Source organism: Streptomonospora mangrovi (assembly GCF_027604915.1).
Classification (GTDB): Bacteria; Actinomycetota; Actinomycetes; order Streptosporangiales; family Streptosporangiaceae; genus Streptomonospora; species Streptomonospora mangrovi.
This window is the reverse complement of record NZ_JAJAQC010000005.1, coordinates 149,553-173,961: the sequence shown is the minus strand read 5'-3', so window position 1 is coordinate 173,961 and position 24,409 is coordinate 149,553. Positions and strand designations below refer to the sequence as shown.

Genomic DNA, 24,409 nt, shown 5'->3' with positions numbered 1-24,409 from the left:
GATAGATGGGATGACAATCAATTGTTGTCCTCCTCGTTATATTTCCGTGACATATTTCCGTTGTGTTAACGAGTTCGCTACCCTCCCCTGTGTGGTACAACTTCGGATAGCTCTGGCCCAGGTCAATCCCACTGTGGGCGACCTGGAAGGTAATTGCGACAGCGTCGTCGCTTACTCCCGTCGAGCGAACGACGCCGGCGCCCATCTCGCGGTATTCCCTGAGATGGTCGTCACTGGATACTCGGTCGAGGACCTTGCCCTGAGAAACGGGTTCGTCTCGGCGTCGATCAAGGCCACCCACGGCCTTGCGCGGCGGCTGGAGGCGGAGGGGCTGGGGCATCTGCCCGTCATCGTCGGCTACCTCAGCCGGCGTGAGGGGCTGGGCGAGCGGTTCGGGCAGCCTCCGGGCGCGCCGCAGAACTCCCTCGCCCTGCTGCACCACGGCGAGCTGCGGCTCGTCTCGGCCAAATACCATCTGCCCAACTACGGCGTCTTCGACGAGGCGCGCTACTTCGTGCCGGGCGACACCCTGCCCGTCGTCCGCCTGCACGGCGCCGACATCGCCTTCGCCATCTGCGAGGACCTCTGGCAGGAGGGCGGCCCGGTGTCGGCGGTGCGCGGGGCGGGCGCCGGCATGCTGATCACCCTCAACGGCTCCCCCTACGAGCGGGCCAAGGACGACGTCCGCCTGGAGCTGTGCCAGCGCCGCGCCCGCGAGACCGGGGCGGCCGTGGGGTACGTCAACATGACCGGCGGCCAGGACGAACTGGTCTTCGAGGGCGACTCCTTCATCGTGGACTCCGACGGCGAGCTTGTCGCGCGGGCGCCGCAGTTCGATGACGCGCTGCTGGTGACCGACGTCGAGCTGCCCCGCGCCAAGGACCCGGCCGTGCTGCCGGCCGAGGCCAAGGGGTTCCGGATCGTGCGCCACACGGTCTCGGACGAGCCGCCGGCCGCCTACGAGCCGCTCACCCCGGTGCTGACACCGCGCAGGAACCCCACCGACGACCGGGCGGAGGTCTACACCGCCCTGGTCACGGGCCTGCGCGACTACGCCCGCAAGAACGGCTTCACCTCGGTCATGGTGGGGCTCTCCGGGGGGATCGACTCCGCGCTGACCGCGACCATCGCGGTCGACGCGCTGGGGGCCGAGCACGTCCACGGCGTGGTCATGCCGGGGCGGACCACCACCGCCCAGGAGATCGAGGACGCCGAGGACCTGGTCCGGCGCCAGGGGATCAACGGCCGCACCGTGTCGGTCAAGCCGATGGTCGACGCCTACGAGTCGGCGGCCGGCCTGGGCCGGGCCGGCGAGCGCGACCTGGAGTCGCGCGTGCGCGGCAACCTGCTGATGGCGCTGTCCAACGAGGAGGGGCACCTGGTCCTGGCCACGGGCGACAAGACCGAGCTGGCCACCGGCGAGGGCAGCCTCTACGGCGACTCGGTGGGCGGCTACGCCCCGCTGAAGGACTGCTGGAAGACCCAGGTCCGCGACCTCGCCCGCTGGCGCAACGGCGCGGCCGCCAAGGAGGGCACGACCCCGCCCATCCCGGCGAACTCCTTCGACCGCGCCGTCGAGGGCGACTGGCCCGACCTGCCCGACCCCGACGTGGTGGACAGCCTGCTGGACGCCTACATCGGCACCGACCGGGGCCAGGCCGAGCTGATCGCGGCCGGGTTCGACGCCGACCTGGTCAAGAACATCGTCAGCCTGGTCGACCGCGCGGAGTTCAAACGCCGCCAGTACCCGCCGGGCCCCAAGATCAGCAAACGCAACCTGGGCCGCGACCGCCGCCTCCCGATCACCAACCGCTGGACCTAGAAGCCCGGAGAAGGCGGGCACAGCAAAAACCGCCTGCTGGTTCCCTGCCAAGGCCGGGGATCAGCAGGCGGCCGTCGTAGAGACCGGTGGAGTCGGTGCCGCATGCCGGGTAGGGATCGCGATGGCATCACACCGTGATCATGCCGAAGAGCGGGATGCCCGTTGCCACGGTGCAGATGAGCGACACGGCGAGGAACACCGCCTCGCCGCGGATCGCGAGTTGGCGGAGGTGGTTGAGCTGGTCGAGAGTACCGGCGCCTTCGCGCTCTTCCTGCCGGACCTGTGCGTATTCGGTCTCCGAGGTCTGCTGAAGCTGGCGGTCCAGTGACTCCAGTTGCGCCTGCTGGTCCTTGGGCAGCGGACCGCCCGACCCCGACAGCACCTCCACGAGGTGCTGCTTGGCGATCCGCGTCTTCTCTTCGATGAGAACGCTCTTCCTTGCCAGGATGGAGCGCTGAACCCCGAGGATCCGCTCGTCCGTTGTGTTGCGGACCGACTGCAACGGGAAGTCGACGTAGGACTCGTAGAGACGGAACACGGAAGCAGCCGAAGCCGTGAAGGCGACGAGGAAAACCAGGGCCAATCCTATCGGAAAAATAGTGACCTCCCTCAATATCCGGGCGGAATTACCATAAGAGGAGTGGGCGCGGCGGAAGCCGTGCCACGGCCACGTTCACAGGTGCGGGCCGTGGTGCTTGTCGTAGGGAAGCCCCTTGGTCGAGCGAACCCGTGCATCGAACTCTCTTGCCTTCCTGATCTCCTTGCGCATCGTGAACTTCCTGATGTACCCAAGCCCTTTTCCTTCCGCGATATCGGAGAGGGTCTTGGCGATGAGGAGTTCCGTGGTCATCCCCACATTCGCGGCCACTTCCTCGGGGGTTCTGGCGTAGCCCGCGTGGATCGCGCGCATCGTGCTGTCGTAGTTGGTCATCTCGTTGCGCTTGATGGTGCTCAGCCCCAACGTGTGTGCCTTTTCAAGGGGCGCTGCCCGGTCGGTCAACTGCCGGGCTACCGTCTCCCACAGCAGCACGCGCTCACCAAGGTCGTTCACCTGCGCCCGGAACGTCTCGAGGTCCTTGCTGAGAGTGGCCGCGTGCTCTGCGCTCAGGCTTTCGTGGGCGCGGCGCCACGGGCGCTTCTCCCGCGACCGGATCTCGATGGGAGAATCCGAGGAGAGCATCTCGTCCAGTGACTTGTCCGCCAGGCCGACGCTGCGTAGGTGCTCAACGACCGCATTGAATTCGAGGTACTGCTCGTGGCGAACCGGTAGAAGGCGGTTCGCATCGTTGAAGGCGTCCTTCCCCTTAAGCAACTGGTTGAGGACAAGGAACTTGTTGACGTCCTTGTACCAGTTCTTAGAGTTGAGGCCGAAGATTTTGAGCAGGGTGTCGGTGACGCGGTCCAGGCGGTTTTCGTGAGTCGCGTGGTCCGTGTACTTCCTTGTCAACCGGTGCGCCAGTATTTCACTGACTCCGACCATTGCGGCCATGCTCCCGAGCATCGCCACCGTCAGTTCAAAGAGGCTCACGCGGGTTCCCTTCTGTGGGCGGTCTCCGCGATGGCGTCCAGTTCGCGTAGCCTCTCCTCGTACACCGCCAACCGACTCCTGGCATGGTCCACGGCGTCCGGGTCCGGACTCGTGCGGGCCGACTCGGCGAGGTCCAAAAGGTGAAGGACGATTCTGTTCTTCTCGAACAGGGCAACCTCTGCATCAGTGAGAGCGGAACTGGATTGCTCAATGACGTCGATCTGGTCGGTGATGCGGTTTCGTGCCTTGAAATTCCGCATGTAGACGCCTTTTTTAATCAGCATGACGACCACGGTCATGCGAACCACCAGGGCGGCTGAAAATACGAGTATGATGATGGTGACGATTTGTTCCACTTCCCTCACCCCCTTCTGGATGTGGCGATGGAGAACAAGGTTGCGCTTGTGGCTACCGGCCTGGCGTCCGGCCTCCGATGTTGTACAGAGTGGCTGTTCCCAGATCCACACCGCGGCGCGAAAGCTCCGCGTTTTTCGCGGCGGGCCGCATGAATCGCGTCCCGCTGTGCTTGTCCATTGCGGCCCGCGCCATGGGAATGGTTTGATACCATTTCCCAAGTACCTGCGACGAGTGAATAATAGACGTCTTCAGTTGGTTGGGCACGTTTTCCGCAATGTCATTGTAGATTTCTTTGTGGTCGTCCTCCACCAGCTTTTCCAGTTTGTTCCACGCTTCCCGCTCCTTGATCGCTCTCTCGGCCGGCCTGAGCAGGGCGCCCTGGAATTTGTCTTGGATGTTTCGGCGATGGTTGGCGAGTTTCCTGATTCCGAGGTAGGAACCGAAAACCACGCCGTTGATCGCGACGTTGAGGGCGATAACCCACCCGGTGACGGCAGGCGCGCCGCCGCCAAAGAACAATTCTGCCAAATCGCTTAGCATTATCCCCTCCCTCCTGATCGCATGCGAATACGCCTATGGGGTAGGCGCGCCGGAGCGGTATGGTCGCGCGATAGGGCGCGGGTTCCCCGTAGGCGTGCGAAACCGGTCGGTGGGGTCAGTTTTCGGTGCGTTCGGTGCAGACGCGCTCGGATGCCGCCGACACCTCGGTCGACTGGACGGCAACGACGCGGAAGCAGTACTCCACGTCCGGATTCAGACCGGTGATCTCAACGCGGCTCTCGCCGGCGGGCACGCTCGCCATGGTCGACTCCTCTCCCCCCGTGGGACCGCCCACCACGTAGTGGACGGCTTCCTCACCGGTCCCTTGCTCCCACGACAGTGCCACGGTGATGTTTCCGTCGCGTAGCGCCACCCCCGTCGGGGTGATGTCCGGTGCTGAGGCTGAGGGAGTGGGGGCGCTGGACTCCTCCGCGGAGTCCGCGGAGCCGGCCGCGTCCTCAGCGATGCTTTCGCCGTCCTCGACCGGCGATGCCTCGCCCGCCTGAGGCGGCTGAGGGGAGTCGTTCGAGAGCAGGGAAGCGGCCCCCAAGCCCACCGCCGTGACCACAACCACGCAGGCCACAGCAGCGAGAGCGTACAACGCGGGGCGCCGTTTTGTCTTCAGAGGGCGATTACGATTCGTTTGCGAAGATGTCATCCCCGCCTGGTTAAGGCTTTCCGCCTGCCTGCGCCTTTCCAGCACGCGGGCGTGCAGATCCCGCTTGGCCGGGTCCGCTGCAATGCCCTGATCAGGGGAAACACCGGAATACGGCGTTTGGGGGCGGCCCTGGGGGCCGGTGAACGGACCGGAAACAGCGGGGGCCATCCCGTAGGGCGGCGGCGGGACCGCGTCCGCGCCGAAATCCCCTCCGGGGGCGTGCGGCGACGGGGCCGAAAAGGCGTGCGGGGGCTCAGGCAGGGCGTGCGAAGACTCCGGAAGGGCGTGCGGGGGCTGCGCCGGAGCGGTCGGAGCGGCCTGAGCGGCCGAGTCGGGCAGCGGCGCCGGCGGCGGAGGCACGGGCGGCTGCGCCGCCTCGTCGGCCTCCGGCCACGGCGCGGCGGGGGCGGCGTGGTGGGCGGCGTCCCGGGGCGTCGCCGGGGACCCGGGCGCGGGCGCTCCCCGGGGCGGGGTGTGGTGCGTGAACGCGTGCGGGCCGGTGCCGGCGGACCCGCCGCCGTGTGCGGCCGGTGCGACGCCGTGCGCGGGCGTGCCCGCGCCGTGCGCCGGGTCGGGAACGGACGGCGGCGCCGGCGGCACCGAGGGCGCTGACGGCCCAGGCGGCGCCGACGGCACGGAGTAGGGCGCGGCGGGGATCGGGGGGAGCGGCGGCAGGGCATCGGCCGCCGGGTGCTCGGCGGGGCCGGTCTCCCAGGGCGGCAGCGCCGGACCGGCGGCCGAGCCGAACGCGGTCGTCTCCGCAGGGGGGACAGGACCGGTGAAGTCGGCGGCCTCAGCGGGACCGGTGTTCCCGGTCGTGTCGGCGTAGGGTGCCGCCTCCGCGCCGAAGGCGGGGGCGTCGTCCGCGACCGGCTCGGCGGGCTGCGGGCCGGGGTTGAGGACGGCGGTGGCCTCGGCCGCCAGGTCCGCCGGGGCCACCGGGTCCACCGGGAACGAGGGCTCCGCCTCCACCGGCGGCTCCAGCCGCTGCGTCTCCTGCGGCTCCGGCCACTCCTGCGGCTCCGCCGACTCCTGCGGTTCCGGTGCGGCGGCGCCGGCCGTGTCCACCTCGGCGGGCGCGTCGAACGCGCGCTCGTCCGGCGCCTCCGCGCCGAACGCTGGAATTCCGGCCGCGCCCGCCGCACCGACGGCGCCCGCCGCCCCTGCCGCGAGGCCGCCGGCCGCCACCTGCGCCGCGTCCATCCCCGGACCCGCCCCCGCCACCGGGACCTGCGGGGCCGCCTCCTCACGCAGCAGGCGGCCGAACTCCTCCGCCGTGGGCACCCGGTACGCCGGGTCGGGCGCCAGGGCCGCCGTCAGGGCGGCGGCCAGCCACTCCGGCACGTCCTCCCGCGGCAGGGCCGGGACCTCACCGCCCAGCACGCGCGCGCGGTAGTGTTCCACCGACTCCGGCTCGCCCGGCGCGTCCTCGAACGGCGCGCGGCCCACAAGCAGCGTCCACAGCGTCGCCGCCAGGCGGTACACGTCCGACGCGGGCGACGGCACCCCGCCCGCGAGCTCCTCCGGCGGGGCGAACCGCACCGACTCCCGCGAGTGGTACACCGGTGCGAACGGCGCGTCCTGCGGCAGCGCCGACCCGAAGTCGATCAGCGCCGGCCCGAACCGCGCCTTCAGCACGTTCGCCGGCTCCACCGCGTGGTGCAGCAGCCCGCGCGCGTGCACGCCCGCCAGCGCGTCGGCGACCGCCGTGCCCACCGCGCGGACCTCCTCCACCGGCAGGGGGCCGCGCCGCACCGAGATCCACTCGTAGTCGCCCTCGGGGCAGTCCTCCATCACCGCGTAGGAGCGGCGCCCCTTCTCGGTCACGCCGTCGTCCAGCAGCGAGTGCACGCCCCGGATCGAGGAGTGCATGCGCCACAGCTCGATCTCGTCGCGGCGGCCCTCCGGCCCGGCCGCGCGCAGCACCTTGACCACCACCACCGTGTCGGCGGGCGCGCGCCGCGCGCGGTAGACGACCGACTGGGCGCCGCTGTGCAGCAGCTCCGCCGAGTGCACACCCGGCACCAGCCACGGCTCCGGCCGCGCTGCGATCCTGCCCGAGCTCATCGGTACACTCCCGTCCCCGGGCGCGGCGTCCCCGCCGCGCTCACCGCCGCCTCCAGAACAGTGGACGCGGGTCCAGCCACCACAGCACCCGCCGCGCGCGCGGCAGCCGCCGCCGCAGCGCGGCCGTGTAGGCGCGCACCTCCTCGGCCGCGCGGCGGGCCGACTCCGCGTCCAGCGCGGCCGCGCGCTCCTCGGCCGGCACGAACGCCAGCGCGTTCAGCGTGCGGCCCAGCGTCCAGTCGCGCCGGCCGCCGCCCTCGGGCGGCAGCAGGCCGTCGGAGCGGACCAGCACGTCGGTCACGGTGTCGGAGGGGCGCGGCGGCGCGCCGGCCTGCCGCAGCCCGTCGCGCAGCTCCCACCACGCGCCCGCCAACCGACGCCGGGGGTCGCGCGCGCCCAGCCGCAGCCCGCGCCGCGCGCCCCGCACCGCCCCACTGAGCAGCGCGGCCAGCACCAGCGCCGCCACGATCCCCGCCGACGACCGCCCGGCCATCGACCACGCGTAGCCCACATCCAGCGGGGCGCCGCCGACCCGGAAGAACCCGCGGTCCTCCTCGGACTCCGTGCCGCCGGCGGCCTGCCCGGCGGTGCCGCCGTCCTCGCCGCCTTCGCCGCCCTGGTCCAGGCCGTTGCGCTTGGGGTCGCCGGGCTGCACGTCGAACGGCGCCCAGCCCACGCCCTCCAGGTAGACCTCGCCCCAGGCCAGCGCGTCGCCGGAGCGGATGATCCGCTCGTCGCCGCCGTCGCCCGCCGGGGTGCCGGGGCCGAACCCCACCACGACCCGGCTGGGCAGCCCCGAGGCCCGCGCCAGCAGCGCGAACGCGCTCGCGAACTGCCCGGAGGTCCCGCCGCCGCCCTTCTCGTCGGGCGGCACCAGCAGCTCCTCCAGGTTGGCGTAGCCGTGCCCGCCGGGCGCCTCGGGGTCCACGCCGTAGTTGGCGCGCAGGTGCGCGGCCAGCCAGTTGGCGCGCTCGTACGGGCTGCCGTCGGCGAACGCGTCGGCGATGGCGTGGATCTCCGGCGGCGTGCCCTCGGGCAGCGCGAGGTAGTCGGCGAACTCCGCGCGGTCGGCCTCGGTGGCGCCGCGCAGGGACTCCCGGTCGTACTCGGGCACGTGGCCCCGCACCCGGTAGGCCAGCCCGGCGGCGTCGCCCTGGCGGGTGCGCAGGGTCGCCGAGACGGGCTGGACCGCCACCGGCGTGCCGGTGACCCGATCGGGGATCCCGGCCGTGGGCAGCCAGTGCCCCGGCAGTTCCTCCACGTCGACCTCGACGGTGCGCTCGGGGCCGTCGGGCACGTCCTGCTCGGGGTCGGGCAGCACCTCCGAGGAGGGGCGGTAGCGCCCCTCGGGCTGCCAGGTGACCCCGTCGAAGTGCGACAGGGTGACCCAGCGCAGCTCGGTGGGCTCGGGCGAGGTGACCGTCATCAGCCGGTGGCCGGGCTCCTCGGTCCAGCCCGCCAGGTAGCTCAGCGGGCTGACGACCTGGGTCTCCTCCTCGGGCGGCGACACCGCCGCGCGCGGGTCGGCCGGGCGGATCGGCGTGCCGTACAGCGCCAGCGGTCCCAGGTAGGTGGTCAGCGCGGCCACCAGCGCCAGCACCCCGCCCAGGCTGAGCGCGCGCGGCAGCGCGCGGGCGATCCGGCCGGCGCGGTCGGGCGCGGCGATCGGCACCACCGTGCCCGGCCCCACGTCCACCGCCAGCTCCTCGGGGGAGGGAGTCCGCGCCGCGACGGCGAGCACCACCACCGCCGAGAGCGCGAACAGCGCGGCGGGGAAGTAGGCGGGGGAGAGTTCGGGGCCGTTGAGCACCGCCGCGCCGGCCAGCGCCAGCAGCGGGCACAGCATCCCCGCGAGCGGGTAGCCCGCGCGCACCGCCAGCGCGGCGGCGGCGCCCGACAGCCACACCGCCAGCGCGGGCAGCGCCAGGGTGTCCACCGCCATCTCGGTCGGCAGGGAGGTGGTCAGGATGCGGGCGCCGGAGTTCACGACCGCGTCGAGCACGGCGCGCGCCAGGTCGCGCTCGGGGCCGGGGAAGAACGACGCCAGCACCGCCACGCCGCTCAGCGCCACCACCACCCCGGCCAGCAGGGTGGCGGGCGCGCTCAGCGTGCGGCGCAGCGCGGTGGTGAGCAGCACGGCCGCCGCCGCCCAGCCGGCGAGCAGGCCGCCCACCAGGATCTGGTCGACGTAGGCGGGCGCGAGCGCCAGGCCGGGCGCGGCACTGGCGGCGACGAGGGCCGCGAGGCCGGCGGTGTCGGCGACCCGGGCGGCGGCACGGCTCATGCCGACCACCGCTCGCTCTCCCAGCGGGTCGCCAGGTCGTGGGCGTCGGCGGCGTTGACGACGGTCACGCCGGGGATCGCGCCCAGCGGCTGGCCGAACCGGCGCAGCACGATCAGCACCAGGCGCGGGTAGACGTCGCGCAGCCGCGCGAACAGCCGCGCCTCGCCGCTGGTGATCGAGGCGCTGACCAGCACCAGGGTGTCGCCGAAGGGGCGGTTGCGCAGCCGCCACAGCTCCTCGGTGAAGTCGGCGCCGCTGTTGACGCGCGCCTCGGCGAGCAGGTCGAGCATGGGCGCCATCCGGCCGGTGCTCTCCAGGCTGCGCCCGCTGACCAGCCGCAGCTCGCAGGCCCAGCGGCCGTTGACCGAGGCGGCCACCACGGCCGCCGCCGCGCCCGCGACCTCGTCCAGCGCCGCGAGTTCGTCGCCGGCCGCGCCTCCCCGGTCGTCGGCCACGACGCTGAGCCGGGTGTGGGAGGTGTCGAGGTGCTCGCGCACCAGCAGCTTGTTGTGCCGGGCGGAGCTGCGCCAATGGATGTGCCGCACGTCGTCGCCGGGCACGTAGTCGCGCAGGGAGTGGAAGCTGACGCTGCCCGCGCGTCCGCCGTCGAACACCCCCTGGGGGTCGTCGGTGCGGCCCACCGGCATGGAGGGCAGCGGCTCGAAGCGGGGGTGCACCCACACCCGCTCGGTGCCGCCGGAGCTGCGCCGGGTGGCGATGAGGCCCAGCGGGTCGCTGCGCCGCGACTCCAGCGGGCCCAGGTCCAGCACCCCGCGCCGCTCGGCGCGCAGCCGGTAGCCCACGGGGCCGGTCTCGCTGGAGCGGCGGGCGGGCAGCTCCACGGTGCGGGTGCCGGTGGGGCCGGCCACCCGGTCGGTGAGCAGGTGGGCGCCCCGGCCGCGCCCGTCCTCGGTGGTGCCCAGCAGAACCTCGACCTCGTCGCCGGGGGAGACGCGAGGGGTGGCGACGCTGCGCCAGACGGTCATGGGGCGCAGCCGGCCGACCAGCACGACCGACAGCAGCACGACGGCGAACGGCACCGAGCCCAGCACCACCAGTTCGCGGTAGCCGAAGGCCACGCCGGCGCCCAGCAGCGCCGCGCCGCCGGCCAGGACGAACCAGCCGCGCGGGGTGGGCAGGGCGGCGGCGCCCCGGCGGACGTCCTCGCGCGCGTCCTCGGCGGCGGCGGGGCGGTCGGCGGCGGTGGCGGAGGTGTCGGGGGCGGCGGTGCGCGTGCCGGCGGGGCGCGGCGCGGGGCCGCTGACGGCGGGTCCGGGCAGCCCGGCGCCGGCGCGGCCCGACGCGGACGCCTCAGCCGCGTCGGGCGTGCCGGTGGCGGCGGACGCGTCCGCGCGCTTGGCCGGGCGGCGCTTCCCGCCGGTCTTCTTTCCGGTCTTCTTGCCGGCGTTCCCGCCGGTCTCCGTGTCGGGGTCCGTGCGGCCGCGCCGGGCGCGGCGCCGCTCGGCCTTCGCCGGGCCGCCGGAGGCCGCAGCGTCCGACCCGGAGTCCGACCCGGTGTCGGCCGTGGCGGAGCGCGGTCGCGGCGCGGCGGGTGCGGACGCGGGGGCCGCTGCGGCAGCCGGTGCGGCGGTGCTCTCGGGCGCCCAGGGCGACGGGCCGGCCACCGCCGGAGCCGCGCCGGCGGCGTCCACGGAGTCCGGACGCGCGTCGCCGGCCATCACTCGCCGCCGAGCCGGACCGGCTGGGGCGTGGGCGCGCGGTCCACGATGTCGGCCAGCACCTCGCCGGGGGTGCGCCCGCTGACGGCCGACCCGGCGGCCAGCACGAGCCGGTGCGCCCACACCGGCACGGCCAGCGCCTTGACGTCCTCGGGGGTGGCGTAGTGGCGGCCCTCGCTCAGCACGTACATGCGCAGCGCCCGCATCAGCGCGGCGGTGGCCCGGGGCGACACCCCGACGTGGATCTCCTCGTGGTCGCGCGTGGTGTGGGCGATGCCCAGGGCGTAGGAGTAGATGGCGTCGTGGATGTGCACGCGCCGGGCGGCGGCCGACATCTCGGCGAGCTGGGCGCCGTCCACCACCGTCTTCAGCTCCTCGGTGTCCTTCAGGCGGTCGCCGCGCATGATCGCCAGCTCCGACTCGGTGTCGGGGTAGCCCATGGACAGCCGCACCAGGAACCGGTCGAGCTGGGCCTCGGGCAGCCGGTAGGTGCCGTCCATCTCGACCGGGTTCTGCGTGGCCACCACCAGGAACGGGCGCGGCACCGGGTGGCGCCGGCCGTCGACGGTGACCTGGCGCTCCTCCATGACCTCCAGCAGCGCCGACTGCGCCTTGGGCGAGGCGCGGTTGATCTCGTCGGCGATGACGACGTTGCTGAACACCGGCCCGGGGTGGAACTGGAACTCGCGGGTGTCCTGGTTGTAGACGGGCGCGCCGGTGACGTCGGAGGGCAGCAGGTCCGGGGTGAACTGGATGCGCTGCCACTCGCCGTCGGTGGCCGCGGCGATGGCGCGGGCCAGGGTGGTCTTGCCGACGCCGGGAACGTCCTCCAGCAGCACGTGGCCCTCGCTGAGCATGGCCACGAGCGCCAGGCGGACCATCTCCCGCTTGCCCAGCACCGCCGACTCGATCTCGGCGGAGAGGCGGGCGAAGCGCTCGGCGTGCTCACCGGCCTCCTCCGCGGTGAGCGGTGCGGGTGCGACGGTGCCCGGGTCGGCCTGCGGTGCGGGGGCGGCCGTCTCGGCGGTTGCCTCGGCGGCGGCGGGGGCGGCGTCGGCGTCGAGGGCCGGGGCGGTGTCGGCGCCCGACTCGGCCTGCGGGTCCGGAGTGGTCACGGTCTCTTCTCTGAAAGGTCGGTGCGGGGCGGCCCGCGACGGGCCGCCGGCGGGTGCCCGCCCCCGCGCCCGGGGATCCGGGCGCGGAGGCGGGACGGGACGGGGTCGTCGCCCGCGCGGCGCCGCCGGGCTAGGCCGCGGGCGGCGGCGTGGTGCCCGTCTCGGGGGCGGGCTCCACGGGGGCGGGGTCCACCGGCGCCGGATCCACCGGCGCGGGGTCCACGGGGGCGGGGTCCACCGGTGCCGGGTCAACGGGCGCCGGATCCACCGGCGGCGGTTCGACGGGGGCCGGCGGCGGCTCCACCGGGTCGACCGGCGGTTCGACGGGGTCCGGCGGCGGCTCTACCGGATCGGTCGGCGGCTCGACGGGGTCGGTCGGCGGTTCCTGGGGCTCGGGTTCCGGCTCCGGCTCCGGCTCGGGTTCCGGCTCCTCCTCGTCGGGCAGGCCGGGCCAGCCGGGAGCGGGCTCCTCCTCGTCGTCGTTCCCGTTGCCGTTCCCGTTCCCGTTGTCGTCGTCCTCGTCGTCATCGTCGTCGCCCCAGTCCGGGGGATCGAAGATGCCGCCGTTGTCGTCGTCATCGTCGTCGTTGCCGCCGTTGCCGTTGCCGTTCCCATTGCCGTTGCCGTTGTCCCAGCCGGGCGGCTCCAGCGGCGTCTGGTTCTCGCCGTTGTCCTCGTCGTCATCGTCGTCGAGGTCGGGCAGCGGCGGGGTCCACTCGTCGGGCGTGGGGAACCGGGGCCCGTCGTTCGGCGGCCGGGAGTACTCGTCCTCGGGGCGGCCGGGCGGGTCGTTCTCGTCGTCCTCGTTGCGGCCGTTCTCCTGGTCGGCCTGCACCACCGGGACGTCCGGCGGCAGGTCCTCCTGGTTGCTGGCGTCGGGCAGGTCGAGCTGCGGCGGCTCGTAGTCGCTGTCCGGCCCCTCGACGTAGGGGTCGGCCTCCTCCTCCTGCTCCTCCTGGCTGGTGCCGCCCTCGCCGTCGCCCTCGCCCTCGGGGTCGTACTTGTCGACCTTGCGCACGCGGCCGTCGGGGTCGATGACCAGCGCCGACTCCGACTCCGGGGCGTTGATGAACAGGTGGTCGTCGCGGACCTCCAGCTCCAGCGGGCTGTCGCCGGCGTCGGGCACGCGGATGGTGTTCTTCTGCGAGCCGTCGGGGCGGAAGCTGCGGACCAGGCCTTCCTCGCTGTAGGGCACGAAGATGTCCTGGGCGAAGGGCAGCGCGGTCTCGGGCTTGGTGCCGTGGATCTCGAAGGACGACGCCTCGGGGTCGCCGGTGAGGTTGGCCAGCGCCACCAGCGAGGAGGACCCCGGCACGGTGACCGAGGCGAGGTTGCCGACCGTGCGGTCGGGGACCTTGGCGCCCTTGAGGTCGATGGGGGAGTCCACCGTGGTGGCCGACCCGCTGCCGACGACGCTCAGTTCTCCGGTGTCGCGGTTGACGGCCAGCGCGCCAGAGTCCAGCACGGTCATGACCAGGTCGGCACCGGGGTCGCTCACGGCGACGCTGTCGATGACCTCGGGCTGGTCGCGCGCGGTGTCGATGGCCACGACCGTGCCCTGGGAGCGCGAGGCCACCCACAGCGTGCCGTCGCGGTCGAACTCCCCGCCGACCAGCGGCCCGACGAGCCGCAGCGGCTCGCCCACCGACTCCAGGGTCTCGGGGTTGACGCGGCGGACCTCGCCCCGCGCCTTGTCGATGATGACGGCGGTGTCGTTGCCGAGCACGAAGTGGTTGTCGCCGGCGGTGCCGACGTCGGTCTGCCCGGTGAAGTCCATGCGAGCGAGGTCGACCGAGGACAGCGCGCCGGTGTCGAGGTCGTGCACGACCAGGTACCGGTTGTTCTGCGCCAGGCGCACCGGGTGGTTCTCGGAGTCCTCGACCTCCTGGACGAGGTCGACCTGGCCGTTATTGGCGTTCACGCGGATGAGTTCACCGGTGACGCTGCTCCACAGCCACACACTGCCGCTGGAGATGTCGTCCCAGTGGTTGTAGGCGCCGACGCCGAAGATCGCGGTGCCGACGAGTCCTGTGGCCAGGACCGTCACGGCGCCCACGGTCGTGCCTTTGCCGAGGCGTCCGCGTGCCGTTCTGGACTGGTGCCGCAAGGTAACCGAACTCCTGTCGCTCCTGGGGGTGAAGAACGGCGGTTCAAGGCCCGGCGGCCCCGCCGCAGCCTGGGACGGCCGCGCCGGAACCGGGAGGGCGTGGGCGCCGTGGCGCGGGGGGCGGGGCACCCGGGCGGGAGGTGTCGCGGCGCCATGGCGAAGAATCGTCGGTTCGGCGGGAAATCCACGTACGGAGTTGCCGCAGCAGCGATAGTACCCGCCTGGCAACGCCGGTTAAAGGTGCGAATGCGGCCAACAATCACGGAACCAGCAGGGAAATCGGTGTTTCGGTGTCCTCTTCCGGTCGTGGCCCGAGTCGGCGCCGTCCACACGGCGGTTCCCGGAGGGCACCGGTGCCCCCCGGCGGCGACGCCGCGCCACCGGTGCGGTGCGGCCCGTAGTGGTTTTCGCGCCCGGCGCTTTTCGCCTACGCCCTTCCACTCGATGGTGATTAGCTAAGACGCGCGAAGGCGCTTTCCGGTTGCCTTCTTGGGGCGAAAACGTCTGCCTTCGGCGCCTCGACCTGCACAGCGCCCTCGTCTCCCTCGCCCGCGGTCTCATCTGCTGGACACGCTTCAAGAAAGCCCATCGTGATCGTGTGTGAGCGATAGCCGAAGATGGCTGGTGAAGGTCGGTGACGGTAGGGCCCTCCGCTGCGCTCCGGTAAGTTGCAGCGGGAAACACGATTCCCGTTGAAGGGCACACGATCTGAGCATGTTAGAAGCGGCCGAGGTCCCGCAGTCACTGGCGGCGTCGTACGCCAGCGCCTTCGGCGAGGAAGGGAGGGCCTGGATCGCCGGACTGCCGGCCCTCGCTGCGGAATTCCTGGACCGCTGGGAGCTGAAACGGGACGGGGCGGTCGAAGCCGGGGAAGCCTCGCTGGTGCTGCCGGTGCTGCGCAAGCACGGCACGCGCGCGGTCCTCAAACTGCAGATGCCCAGAGAGGAGACCACCGCCGCACTCATCGGACTGCGAACCTGGAACGGCGATGGGATGGTGCGGCTGCTCGACCACGATCCTCAAAGCAGCACCATGCTCCTGGAGCGGCTGGACGCTGCCCGCACGCTGACCTCGATCGAGGACGACGACGTTGCGATGGGTATCCTCGCCGAGCTTCAGGCTCGGCTGGTCTGCGTCCCTGCTCCGCAGGGACTGCGCAGCCTCGGCGACATCGCCACTGAGATGCTGGAGCAGGTTCCCAAGGCGGTCGCGGCTCTGGCTGACCCGGCCGACCGGCAACTCCTGCGCGGCTGGGCGTCGGCGGTGGCCGAGTTGGTCGGCGAGCCCGGAGACCGGATGCTGCATTGGGATCTGCACTACGACAACGTCCTCGCCGCGCAGCGTGAGCCGTGGCTCGCCATCGATCCCGAGCCGCTCGCCGGGGACCCCGGTTTCGACCTTTGGCCCGCCCTGGACAGCAGGTGGGACGATGTCGTTACGAAGAACGATGCCGTGCGCGTAGTGCGGCGCCGCTTCGATCTGCTCACCGAGGTCCTCGGCCTGGACCGCGCACGCGCTACCGGCTGGACGCTCGGGCGGCTGTTGCAGAACTCGCTTTGGGACATCGGCGACGGTGAGACCGCTCTCGCCTCGTCCTCCGTCGCGATCGCGGAGTCGCTGCTCAACCGGTGACCCTGCCCCTTGGCAGGATGAAGATCTCCGCCAGGTGTTTACCCTGCGGAACGGCCGAATCGTCACCCCTGTCAGAACACGACCAGCACACCTCAACACGATCGTGTTACGAGCTTTAAGGCACCATCGTCTGGATGAAGATCCTTTGGGTGTTCGCCCACCCCGAACGGCGCTCGCTGAACGGCTCCCTCATGGAGGCGGGGCTCGCGGAACTCGCGGAGCGCGGGCACGACGTCCGCGTGTCCGACCTATACGCGATGGGCTGGAAACCGGTCGTGGACGCGGCGGACTTCCCGGGTGCGGGTGCGGGCGCGGGCACGGGCACGGACGCGTGCAGCGCCGAGGGCGACCGGCTGGTGGTGGGCGAGGCCCAGGAGCGCGGCTACCGCGAGCGTCGCCTCAGCCCCGACGTCCTGGCCGAGCAGGAGAAGATCGACTGGGCCGACGCCATCGTCCTGCACTTCCCCCTCTGGTGGTTCGGCCCGCCCGCCATCCTCAAGGGCTGGCTGGACCGCGTGCTGGTGCAGGGGTTCGCGTTCGGGCTCAAGGACGACCAGGGCCGCACCCGCCGCTACGGCGACGGCGGCCTGGTGGGCAAGCGCGCGCTGATCGTGACCTCGGTGGGGGCGCGCGAGGCCAGTTTCGGCCCGCGCGGGATCCACGGGCACGTGGACGAGGTGCTGTTCCCGCTGCTGCACGGCACGTTCTGGTACACCGGCGCGGCGGCGCTGCCGCCCTTCGTCGTCTACGGCGCCGACCGGGCCGACGCCAAGGCCGCCGCCGACGCCGCCGCGCGGCTGCGCGCCCGCCTGGCCGAACTGCCCACCCAGCGGCCCATCGCCTACCGCTACGAGAACAGCGCCGACTACGACGGCGAACTGGTGCTGCGGCCCGACCTTGAGCCGGGCCGCACCGGGCTGGGCGTGCACCGGGTGGACGACTCCGCCGCCCCCGCCCCCGCCCCGGCGGCTGCGGAGGCGGGGGCGCCGGGCGCCGCCGAGTAGCCCGGCGGCCTTCGGCGCTGAGGGCCGCCGCTTCGCGGCGCGCCCCCGGCACTCCGCGCCCGCGCCCCGACAGCCGAAGCCCGCCCCGGCCACGGCCGGGGCGGGCGGAGGGGGAGCGGGTCAGTTGCGGGTCTGGAGCAACTGCTGGAAGAACGTCCGGTAGCTGCGCATCGCCGTGCGCAGGGTCTCGGTGTCGGCCTCGCCCTGGTGCGACCACTGCGCCTCAAGGGTGCGCTTGTGGTCGGTGAACTTCGCGGTGAGCGTGCGCAGCACCTCGTCCACGAGTTCGTCGGCGGTGTGCACGGCCGCGCGCGGGTCGTCCACGAAGTCGCCCTGGGCGTCGCGCCACTTGTCCTGGAACCGCTTGCGGTCCTCCTCGGAGAACAGCGTGAGGACGTCGGCGCCGTCGCCGCGCGGCGCGGTGCTCGCCGCCCGGTCGGAGGCCACCGGTGCGGCCGTGTGGCCGTCGGAGGCGGCCTCGGCGCCCGCCGGGGAGCCGTGCGGCGGGGAACCGGTGGCGCCGCCCCCGGCGGGCGTGCTCTGCGGGCCGGATCCGGAGCGGGCGGACCCGCGCCGTTCGGCGCTGCCGATGGTCGTGGCCCGGGTGGGCGGGGTGCGGGTGCCGGTCTCGGCCGCGTAGCGGTCCTCCGCGCGGTGCCTCGCGGCGTCGCCGGTCTGGCCGGTGCCGCCCGGGGTCACCGTGCCGTCGGAGCCCACGGCGTGGACGTCGTCGCGGGCGCCTGCGGCACCGGGCACGCCGGGGGCGGCCGGGTCGTGCGGGTGGTTCAGCGGGCCGCCGGGACGGGGGCTGGAACTCGGTGTGGGACTGCTCATGGGAGGGGTCTCCCTTCGCTCGGGGCGGCGCGCGCGGGGCGCGCCGGGAGGTCGGTGCGGCTCCGGCCGGAGCGCGCCGCGCGGCACCGGCTAGTGCGCGGGGCCGTGGCGGCGGTGCTCGTCGGACTCCGCCGGGGCGCCCGACGGGCGGGCGTGGGCGCCGGGGGCGGTGCCGGAGGCGGCGGTCACGCCCGGCGCGGCCTGCTCACCGGTGCGCGGGGCAGGCGGCGCGGTGCCGTGGTCGGTCCGGCCGGTGCGGTCGTGCCCGGCGTCGTGCCCAGGGCTGTGCCCGGCGTCGTGTCCGGCATGGTGGCCGGTGCCGTGCCCCGGCCGGTCGTGGGCGGAGCGGCCCGCCGCGTCGGCGGGGGTGCTGCCGGTGGTGCCGTTGGCCAGCAGTTCGGTGAACAGCGCCCGGTAGTGCACCATCGCGTTGCGCATGTCCTCGGTGGACGCCTCGCCGCTGCCGGTGCGGCGGCTGATCGCGCGGGCCTCGCGGTACCGGTCCAGGGTGCCCGCGTGCTCCACGGACAGCGCCGCGATCCGCCGGTCGTCGTCCTCGGTGGGGTAGCCGCGCTCGGTCATGAGGCGGGTGAGCAGGTCGTGCGCCTCGCGGACGGACTCCGCCGGGGTGTCCACGAACTGCTCCTGGATGCGCGCCCAGCCGGTCTCGTACCCCCGCCGGGACGGCTCGGAGAGGGGTTTCAGGTCGAGTTGCGCGTGCTTCTTCTCGCGCGCGGCCAGCTCCCGCTCGGCGGCGGCGCGGCTGCCGTGCTCCTGGACGGCCCGGTCGTACTCGGGGCCGAACCGCTGGCGCAGGTGCCGGGTGCGCTGCCGGGGCAGGATGACCGCCACCGCGACCGCCACCGCGGCGACCAGCAGCACGATCACGACGATCGCGATGATCAGGCCGGTGCTCATATCGTTCTTCGGCCTCCTCGTTCCCTGGTCGGGATCCGCGGCGCGGACCCCGTAAGGCTGTGTCGGAGCGCCTACCCGGCAACGGTGGGGTAAACCATCGGTCACGGTCGTGTCAAGAGCGGAGAGGGCGGAAACCCGGCCGCCAACTGCGGCGACGCGGGCGCGCGGCGCGGCGGCGGCGCGGGAAAACGGGCATGCTGTCACCGGGCGCACGCGGGCGCCCGCCCGCACGCCTGAACGCCACGAGCGAAGGAGGACGCCGGTGGAGCGCCACCTGGGTTTCTGGGAGAGCGTCCGGCTGGGGCTGTACGTGTCGGTGCCCGCCGCGATGGTGCTCGTCCCGGCCGCCGTGGGCTTCCAGACGTGGCTGATCCCGGCCGTCGGCTTCCCGCTGATCATGGCCGGGTGCGTGGTGGGCGGTTGGCTGGTGCCGCGCAGCTTCGCGGCCACCGACGCCGCGCTGGTCCTGGCCTGGTTCGCGGGGGTGGCGGCGGCGTTCGGGCTGATCGCGCTCGGCGGCTACCTCATCGCCGCCTTCGAGCCGCACTGCGTCACGACCGACCGGTGGGTGTGCTTCGAGACCGTGGAGGAGCAGCGGGCGGCGAACTTCCGGGCGTCGCTGCTGCCGATCGCCGGAGGCGTGATCCTGCTGGCGGTGCTGACGGTGGTGGGGGTCCGGCGCGGCGGCGACCTCTACGACGACTACTTCGGCCCCTCCGGGCGGTTCCGCCGGTGAGGACGCGCCGCGCCCGGGTGCCCCGGGGGCGGCGGAATCAGCCGCCCTGGGCCATGTAGCGGGTGAACTCCGCCAGGGAGACCCGGCCGTCGCCGTCGGAGTCCAGCACCGCCACGGCGGCGGCGGCCCGCTCGGTGTCGCGGCCCTGGCCCAGGCGGGCCAGCAGGTCGGCGAACTCGTCGGCGGAGATCAGGCCGTCGTCGTCGCCGTCGACAAGCGCGAACGTCTCGGCGTACTCGGCGTGCTCGGTGGAGTCGGCCATGGTCGCCACCCTTCTGCGGGATCTGCGGGGGGTCGTCGGTGCGCGGCCGGGGGAGCCGCCCGGAAAGGCTACCGGTGCGCCCGCGCGGCCCGGGATCCGGGACGCGGCCGGGGAACGGAAACGCGGCCGGCGATGGGGGTGGGCCGGAGGGTTCAGTACGGAGGCGGCCGGGGGCCGACGCGGCTCGGCGCGCACCGCCGCACCCGCCGCACCCGCTTGTCGTACCCGGCCGTTGTCGTACCCGGTCAGTAGGGTCGTACGTATGAACGAACTCTGGCCCCTGGTCCACTCCGAGCGCGCCGCGCTGGCCGCCGACCTCGGCGGTCTCAGCGATGCCGACTGGGCCACGCCCTCGCTGTGCGCGGGCCTGTCGGTGCGCGAGGTCCTGGCCCACCTCACCGCCGGGGCCAGTCTGAACATGGCGCGCTGGCTGGTGGGCGTGCTGCGCTGCCGGTTCGACTTCGACGCCATGGTCGCCATGCGGCTGCGGGAGCACCTGGGCTCCTCACCGGCCGACACCCTCGACCGCTTCCGCCGCGTGGTCACCAGCACCACCTCGCCGCTGCCGCCCATCGCCAACCTGGGCGAGGCCGTGGTCCACGGCGAGGACATCCGCCGCCCGCTGGGCCTGCGCCGCGACCACCCGCCCGAGGTCCTCACCCGCCTGGCCGCCTACTACCACGGCAGCGACTTCGTGGTGGAGGCCAAGTCCCGTGTGAAGGGCCTGCGGCTGGAGGCCACCGACACCGACTTCAGCGGCGGCGACGGCCTGCTGGTGTCGGGTCCCACGATCGCCCTCATCATGGCCATGACCGGCCGCGCCGCGTTCTGCGACGACCTCACCGGCGAGGGCGTCGCTGAACTCCGCTCCCGCTGCCCGGCCTGACCCTTACCGCCTGCCTGACACCCGCTTGCCCGGCCCGACACCCGCGTCCGGCCCTCCGCAGTCCGCCGCCCGCTCGCCGGACGGGTGCGAGCGGGCGGCGGGGCGGCGCCGGCGGCGGGGCGAACCGCCGACGCCGGTCCTTCAGGGGCGCGCGGCCGTCACGACCGCCACGGCCGTCACGGCGCCCACGGGTCGGCCACCGCCCAGCTCGCGTCCTCGGCGAACAGTTCGGCGGTGTCGTAGGGCTGCGGCCCGCCCATCCCGGCCAGCCACAGCTCGGAGTCGTAGTGCCGCAGGAAATGGTCGGGGTAGTTGTAGGACCGCAGCGACACCCCGGTGCCCGACAGCCCCGGCACCGCGCACCACGTGGCGTCCTGGTCGAACAGCCGCGTCCCGTCGTCGGCGTCGCGCCGCACCCGGTCCTCGCGGTGGCGCAGGTACTCGCCGGGGTAGTTGCGCGACTCCAGCGAATAGCAGGCGTCGTCGGCCAGGCCGGGCACCATCTTCCACGTGGCGTCGGCCTTCAGCAGGTCGGACCCGGACCCGTCCACCACGGCGGTGAACCCCAGCCCGTCCGCGTGGCGGATGTAGCGGTCGGTGTGCCCCGGCGTGGTGACCCGCAGCGAGCGCCACTCCCCGGCGGGCAGGTCGGCCGCCTCGCTCACCGGCCGCCCCGCGATCAGGTCCTCGTGCGCGGCCCGCACCGCCTCCGGGTCCACCTTCAGTTCGCGGCGGTCGTAGGTGTAGAGCCCGTTCAGCTCGTTCTCCACGTCGGTGATCTCGGTGTAGATCGCGCCCGACAGCCCGTTGGTGCGCTCCAGCCGCTGGAGCCCGGCGAGCATGCCGGTGTAGCGGTGGGTGAGCGACGCGCCGTCGGACACCATCTCGTAGCCGAACCCGTTGCCGGGGCTCCACTCATGGCCCTCCACCCGCAGCCCCAGGCCGCCGTACTCGCCCAGCACCGAGGCGCGCGTGCCGGTGGCCGGGGCCGGGTCGCCCGGCCCGGTGTAGATGTGGGAGTCGATCACGTCGCCGTTGCCGGTGTCGTGCCAGCCCGAAGCGCCGGTGACCAGGCGCGAGGGGTCCATGGCCGCCACCTCGTCGGCGATGCGGGCGCCGTCGTACTGCCCCCACCCCTCGTTGAACGGGATCCAGTGGGTGATGGCGGGGGAGCTGCGGTGCTGGTCGATCATCTCGCGCAGCTCGGTCTCGAACTGCTCGCGCCCGGCGGCGTCGGGCACCTCGGCCATGGAGGGCATGTCCTGCCAGACCAGCACGCCCAGCCGGTCGGCCCAGTAGTACCAGCGGTCGGGCTCCACCTTCACGTGCTTGCGGATGGTGTTGTAGCCCAGCTCCTTGTGCGCCTGGATGTCGAAGCGCAGCGCCTCGTCGGTGGGCGCGGTCGCGATGCCGTCGGGCCAGTACCCCTGGTCGAGCGTGCCCATCTGGAACACGTACTCGCCGTTGAGGACCGGGCGCACCACGCCGTCCACCTCGGCGGTGTCGATCGAGCGCATGCCCGCGTAGCTCGCCACGCGGTCCACCACCCGGCCCCGCCGCTCCAGGGTGACCTCCACGTCGTAGAGGAACGGGTCGCCGGGCGACCACAGGTGCGGGTCGGGCACCGGCACAGAGATCTCGGCGCCGGGGCGCCCGCGCGCGCTGCCTACCACGGTGTCGCCGTCGCGCACGGTCACGCGGGCGGTGGTGCCGCCCGCGCGCTCGGCGTGGACCACCGCGTCCAGCCGCTCCCCGGGCACGTCGGGGGTGAGGTCCACCCGGGTGACGTGGGCGGGGGCGACCGGTTCCAGCCACACCGTCTGCCAGATGCCGGTGTAGGAGGTGTAGAAGATCCCGCCGGGCTCGTCGCGCTGCTTGCCGACCGGCTGGGACCCGGCGTCGGTGGGGTCGTGCACGCCCACGACCACCTCGTTGTCGCCCTCGCGCAGGGCGTCGGTGACGTCGAGGGAGAACCGGTCGTAGCCGCCGGAGTGGCCGCCCACCTCGGTGCCGTTCACCCAGACGTCGGCGCGCCAGTCCACGGCGTCGAAATGGAGCAGCACGCGGCGGCCGTCCCAGGAGTCGGGCACGGTGAAGGTGCGGCGGTACCACATGCGGTCGGTGTCCTCGCCGACGCCCGACAGCGCCGACTCCACCGGGTAGGGCACGAGGATGTCGCGGTCCAGTTCCTCGCCGATCGGCGGCGCCTCGCCCTCGGCGGCGGGCGCCCACTGCCACACGCCGTTCAGGTTCCGCCAGTCGGGCCGCTCCAGTTGCGGGCGCGGGTACTCGGGCAGGGCGTTGTCGGGCGAGACGTCGTCGGTCCACGGGGTGGTGAGCGGGGGCTCCAGCGGCTGCCATTCGGCGGCGGCTGCGGGTGTGGCGGGGGCCAGCAGGGCGGCGGAGAGGGCCGCCGCGAGGACGGCGGCCGGTGCGGCGGTGCGGATGCGGGCGGGGGGAGGGGCCGGGGGATCGGAGGGGCGGAGTCTCATGGGGGGCCTCCGGAACGGGGGGACGGCCGGAGCGGGAGCGGGTCGTGTCCGCCACTCGCTCCGGCCTGCGTCGCGCTTTTACAACGTGGAAAACCCGGGTTCACCCACGATGAGAGCACAGTCACCGTCCGCTGTCCAGAGTCGCGGACGGGGTCCGGCCCGTCCGCCGCCGCCCCGCCCTCCCGCGCGCGGGCGCCGGGTGCGGCGCCGAGCTGCGGAGTCGGGTTGAAGGTCGGGGTGGCGGGGCGGGGTTGGCAAGCCGGGGTGGCGGGCTGGGCCGTGCTGTATAACGATGGAAATCCGGGCAGAGCCGGAGCGGGCAGCCGGAGCGAGCACAGCCGGAGCGAGCACAGCCGGAGCGGGCGGCGCCGCCGCCCCTGACGCGCCCGGCGGCGGCTCCACGGGCGAAGGGGGCGGTGTGGTCGGTCTCAAGGACGTCGCGGAGCGCGCCGGGGTCTCGGCCAAGACGGTGTCCAACGTCGTCAACGGCTACCGCCACGTCACCCCGGCCACGCGGCGGCGCGTGCAGCAGGCCATTGACGAACTCGGCTACCGCCCCAACCTCACCGCCCGCCACCTGCGCGCCGGGCGCACCGGCATCATCGCGCTCGCGCTGCCCGAGCTGGGCAACCCCTACTTCGCCGAGCTGGCCGAGGAGGTCATCGCCTACGCGGCCGGCCGGGACTACACCGTGCTGCTGGACCACACCCACGGGCGGCGCGACCAGGAGGTGCTGTTCATCCGGGGCGTGCGCGCCGGGTTGATCGACGGGCTGATCCTGAGCCCGATCGAGCTGGAGAACGAGGACCTGGCCGCGCGCGGCTCCGACGCGCCGCTGGTGCTGCTGGGCGAGCGGGAGTACGAGGCGCCCTACGACCACATCGCCATCGACAACGTGGCCGCCGCCCGCGCGGCGACGCGGCACCTGCTGGAGCTGGGGCGGCGGCGTATCGCGTTCCTTGGCGCCCGCCACGGCCGCACCCGCCAGCCCGCGCACCTGCGGCTGCGCGGCTGGCGGGAGGAGGTGTCGGCGGCGGGCGCGGCGGCCGGGGAGGACCTGGTGGCCACCACGGACGGCTACACCCGCGCCGACGGGGCGCGGGCGATGGCCCGCCTGCTGGATTCGGGGGCCGCGCCCGACGCGGTGTTCTGCTACAACGACCTGGTCGCGATCGGGGCCATGCGCACGCTGGGCGAACGCGGGCTGCGCGTGCCCGAGGACGTGGCGGTGGTGGGGTTTGACGACATCGAGGACGGCCGCTACTGCGCGGCCACCCTGACCACCATCGCTCCCCACAAGCAGGCGATCGCCCGGGAGGCGGTGGACGCCCTCCTCGCCCGCCTGCGCCCCGGCCCCGCCGCGACCCCCGAGTCGTCCGTGTCTCCCGTGTCTCCCGAGCCCCCGCGCCACATCCGGCCCGGGTTCGCCCTGATCCCCCGCGAGAGCACCCTCGGGCGCCCTTGAGCGCTGCCCGCCCGCCCCTGGCC

The 24,409-nt window shown here is 73.4% G+C and carries 19 protein-coding genes; 6 read left to right on the top strand and 13 right to left on the bottom strand.

The window, feature by feature from the left end:
• Positions 1–91: 91 nt before the first annotated feature.
• Positions 92–1,822 carry an NAD+ synthase gene (locus LG943_RS04820; RefSeq protein ID WP_270070939.1) on the top strand — a complete coding sequence of 577 codons (1,731 nt, stop codon included), beginning with the start codon at positions 92–94 and terminating at the stop codon, positions 1,820–1,822.
• A gap of 127 nt (positions 1,823–1,949) precedes the next feature.
• On the opposite strand, the gene LG943_RS04815 is transcribed toward LG943_RS04820, so the two are convergent.
• The 9 genes from LG943_RS04815 to LG943_RS04775 form a co-directional block, all read right to left on the bottom strand.
• A complete protein-coding gene (locus LG943_RS04815) occupies positions 1,950–2,405 on the bottom strand; it encodes a hypothetical protein (protein WP_270070938.1) in 456 nt (151 codons plus the stop codon).
• 90 nt (positions 2,406–2,495) lie between these two features.
• On the bottom strand, positions 2,496–3,350 hold the full coding sequence (locus LG943_RS04810; RefSeq protein WP_270070937.1) for a hypothetical protein: 855 nt from the start codon (positions 3,348–3,350) through the stop codon (positions 2,496–2,498).
• Entirely contained in the window at positions 3,347–3,706 is a 360-nt protein-coding gene (locus tag LG943_RS04805; protein WP_270070936.1) for a hypothetical protein, read from the bottom strand. Before LG943_RS04805 ends, LG943_RS04810 begins: the two co-directional genes overlap by 4 nt.
• A 52-nt stretch (positions 3,707–3,758) precedes the next feature.
• Complete coding sequence (locus LG943_RS04800) at positions 3,759–4,247, bottom strand: hypothetical protein (protein ID WP_270070935.1); 489 nt, start codon at positions 4,245–4,247, stop codon at positions 3,759–3,761.
• A 115-nt stretch (positions 4,248–4,362) separates the two neighbouring features.
• On the bottom strand, positions 4,363–6,972 hold the full coding sequence (locus LG943_RS04795) for a protein kinase domain-containing protein (protein WP_270070934.1): 2,610 nt from the start codon (positions 6,970–6,972) through the stop codon (positions 4,363–4,365).
• 40 nt (positions 6,973–7,012) lie between these two features.
• A complete protein-coding gene (locus tag LG943_RS04790; RefSeq protein WP_270070933.1) occupies positions 7,013–9,256 on the bottom strand; it encodes a transglutaminase family protein in 2,244 nt (747 codons plus the stop codon).
• Positions 9,253–10,935 (bottom strand): DUF58 domain-containing protein, encoded by a 1,683-nt coding sequence (locus LG943_RS04785; protein ID WP_270070932.1) that lies wholly within the window; start codon positions 10,933–10,935, stop codon positions 9,253–9,255. The genes LG943_RS04790 and LG943_RS04785 overlap by 4 nt, the downstream gene beginning before the upstream one ends.
• Entirely contained in the window at positions 10,935–12,050 is a 1,116-nt protein-coding gene (locus tag LG943_RS04780) for an AAA family ATPase (protein ID WP_270070931.1), read from the bottom strand. The genes LG943_RS04785 and LG943_RS04780 overlap by 1 nt, the downstream gene beginning before the upstream one ends.
• 130 nt (positions 12,051–12,180) lie before the next feature.
• Positions 12,181–14,106: an NHL repeat-containing protein gene (locus tag LG943_RS04775; protein ID WP_270070930.1), complete on the bottom strand. Its 1,926-nt coding sequence runs from the start codon at positions 14,104–14,106 to the stop codon at positions 12,181–12,183.
• A gap of 765 nt (positions 14,107–14,871) precedes the next feature.
• Here LG943_RS04775 and LG943_RS04770 point away from each other — a divergent pair.
• Together LG943_RS04770 and LG943_RS04765 are read left to right on the top strand one after the other, a co-directional pair.
• Positions 14,872–15,789, top strand: a complete 918-nt coding sequence (locus tag LG943_RS04770) for an aminoglycoside phosphotransferase family protein (RefSeq protein WP_270070929.1) — start codon at positions 14,872–14,874, stop codon at positions 15,787–15,789.
• Between the two features lie 134 nt (positions 15,790–15,923).
• Positions 15,924–16,793 (top strand): NAD(P)H-dependent oxidoreductase, encoded by an 870-nt coding sequence (locus tag LG943_RS04765; protein ID WP_270070928.1) that lies wholly within the window; start codon positions 15,924–15,926, stop codon positions 16,791–16,793.
• 120 nt (positions 16,794–16,913) lie between these two features.
• Here the strand turns inward: LG943_RS04765 and LG943_RS04760 are convergent, their stop codons facing one another.
• Both LG943_RS04760 and LG943_RS04755 read right to left on the bottom strand, forming a co-directional pair.
• Positions 16,914–17,627 carry a hypothetical protein gene (locus LG943_RS04760; protein ID WP_270070927.1) on the bottom strand — a complete coding sequence of 238 codons (714 nt, stop codon included), beginning with the start codon at positions 17,625–17,627 and terminating at the stop codon, positions 16,914–16,916.
• 90 nt (positions 17,628–17,717) lie between these two features.
• Entirely contained in the window at positions 17,718–18,545 is an 828-nt protein-coding gene (locus tag LG943_RS04755) for a hypothetical protein (protein ID WP_270070926.1), read from the bottom strand.
• Positions 18,546–18,807: 262 nt separating this feature from the next.
• On the opposite strand from LG943_RS04755, the gene LG943_RS04750 reads away from it, so the two are divergent.
• Positions 18,808–19,281 carry a hypothetical protein gene (locus tag LG943_RS04750; RefSeq protein ID WP_270070925.1) on the top strand — a complete coding sequence of 158 codons (474 nt, stop codon included), beginning with the start codon at positions 18,808–18,810 and terminating at the stop codon, positions 19,279–19,281.
• Between the two features lie 37 nt (positions 19,282–19,318).
• Here LG943_RS04750 and LG943_RS04745 read toward each other — a convergent pair whose 3' ends face one another.
• Positions 19,319–19,543 (bottom strand): EF-hand domain-containing protein, encoded by a 225-nt coding sequence (locus LG943_RS04745; protein ID WP_270070924.1) that lies wholly within the window; start codon positions 19,541–19,543, stop codon positions 19,319–19,321.
• A 262-nt stretch (positions 19,544–19,805) separates the two neighbouring features.
• Between LG943_RS04745 and LG943_RS04740 the strand changes: the two genes are divergently transcribed.
• Positions 19,806–20,429, top strand: a complete 624-nt coding sequence (locus LG943_RS04740) for a maleylpyruvate isomerase family mycothiol-dependent enzyme (RefSeq protein WP_270070923.1) — start codon at positions 19,806–19,808, stop codon at positions 20,427–20,429.
• Positions 20,430–20,605: 176 nt separating this feature from the next.
• On the opposite strand, the gene LG943_RS04735 is transcribed toward LG943_RS04740, so the two are convergent.
• Positions 20,606–22,921: an AbfB domain-containing protein gene (locus tag LG943_RS04735; protein ID WP_270070922.1), complete on the bottom strand. Its 2,316-nt coding sequence runs from the start codon at positions 22,919–22,921 to the stop codon at positions 20,606–20,608.
• A gap of 418 nt (positions 22,922–23,339) precedes the next feature.
• Here LG943_RS04735 and LG943_RS04730 point away from each other — a divergent pair, with 418 nt between their 5' ends.
• Complete coding sequence (locus LG943_RS04730) at positions 23,340–24,386, top strand: LacI family DNA-binding transcriptional regulator (RefSeq protein ID WP_270070921.1); 1,047 nt, start codon at positions 23,340–23,342, stop codon at positions 24,384–24,386.
• Positions 24,387–24,409: the final 23 nt, after the last annotated feature.

Bases quoted from the DNA above. Each gene is read 5' to 3' on its own strand.
- LG943_RS04800 (WP_270070935.1), bottom strand. From the start codon at position 4,247: ATGCTAAGCGATTTGGCAGAATTGTTCTTTGGCGGCGGCGCGCCTGCC.
- LG943_RS04795 (WP_270070934.1), bottom strand. From the start codon at position 6,972: ATGAGCTCGGGCAGGATCGCAGCGCGGCCGGAGCCGTGGCTGGTGCCG.
- LG943_RS04790 (WP_270070933.1), bottom strand. From the start codon at position 9,256: ATGAGCCGTGCCGCCGCCCGGGTCGCCGACACCGCCGGCCTCGCGGCC.
- LG943_RS04785 (WP_270070932.1), bottom strand. From the start codon at position 10,935: ATGGCCGGCGACGCGCGTCCGGACTCCGTGGACGCCGCCGGCGCGGCT.
- LG943_RS04770 (WP_270070929.1), top strand. From the start codon at position 14,872: ATGTTAGAAGCGGCCGAGGTCCCGCAGTCACTGGCGGCGTCGTACGCC.
- LG943_RS04765 (WP_270070928.1), top strand. From the start codon at position 15,924: ATGAAGATCCTTTGGGTGTTCGCCCACCCCGAACGGCGCTCGCTGAAC.
- LG943_RS04760 (WP_270070927.1), bottom strand. From the start codon at position 17,627: ATGAGCAGTCCCACACCGAGTTCCAGCCCCCGTCCCGGCGGCCCGCTG.
- LG943_RS04755 (WP_270070926.1), bottom strand. From the start codon at position 18,545: ATGAGCACCGGCCTGATCATCGCGATCGTCGTGATCGTGCTGCTGGTC.
- LG943_RS04745 (WP_270070924.1), bottom strand. From the start codon at position 19,543: ATGGCCGACTCCACCGAGCACGCCGAGTACGCCGAGACGTTCGCGCTT.
- LG943_RS04740 (WP_270070923.1), top strand. From the start codon at position 19,806: ATGAACGAACTCTGGCCCCTGGTCCACTCCGAGCGCGCCGCGCTGGCC.
- LG943_RS04735 (WP_270070922.1), bottom strand. From the start codon at position 22,921: ATGAGACTCCGCCCCTCCGATCCCCCGGCCCCTCCCCCCGCCCGCATC.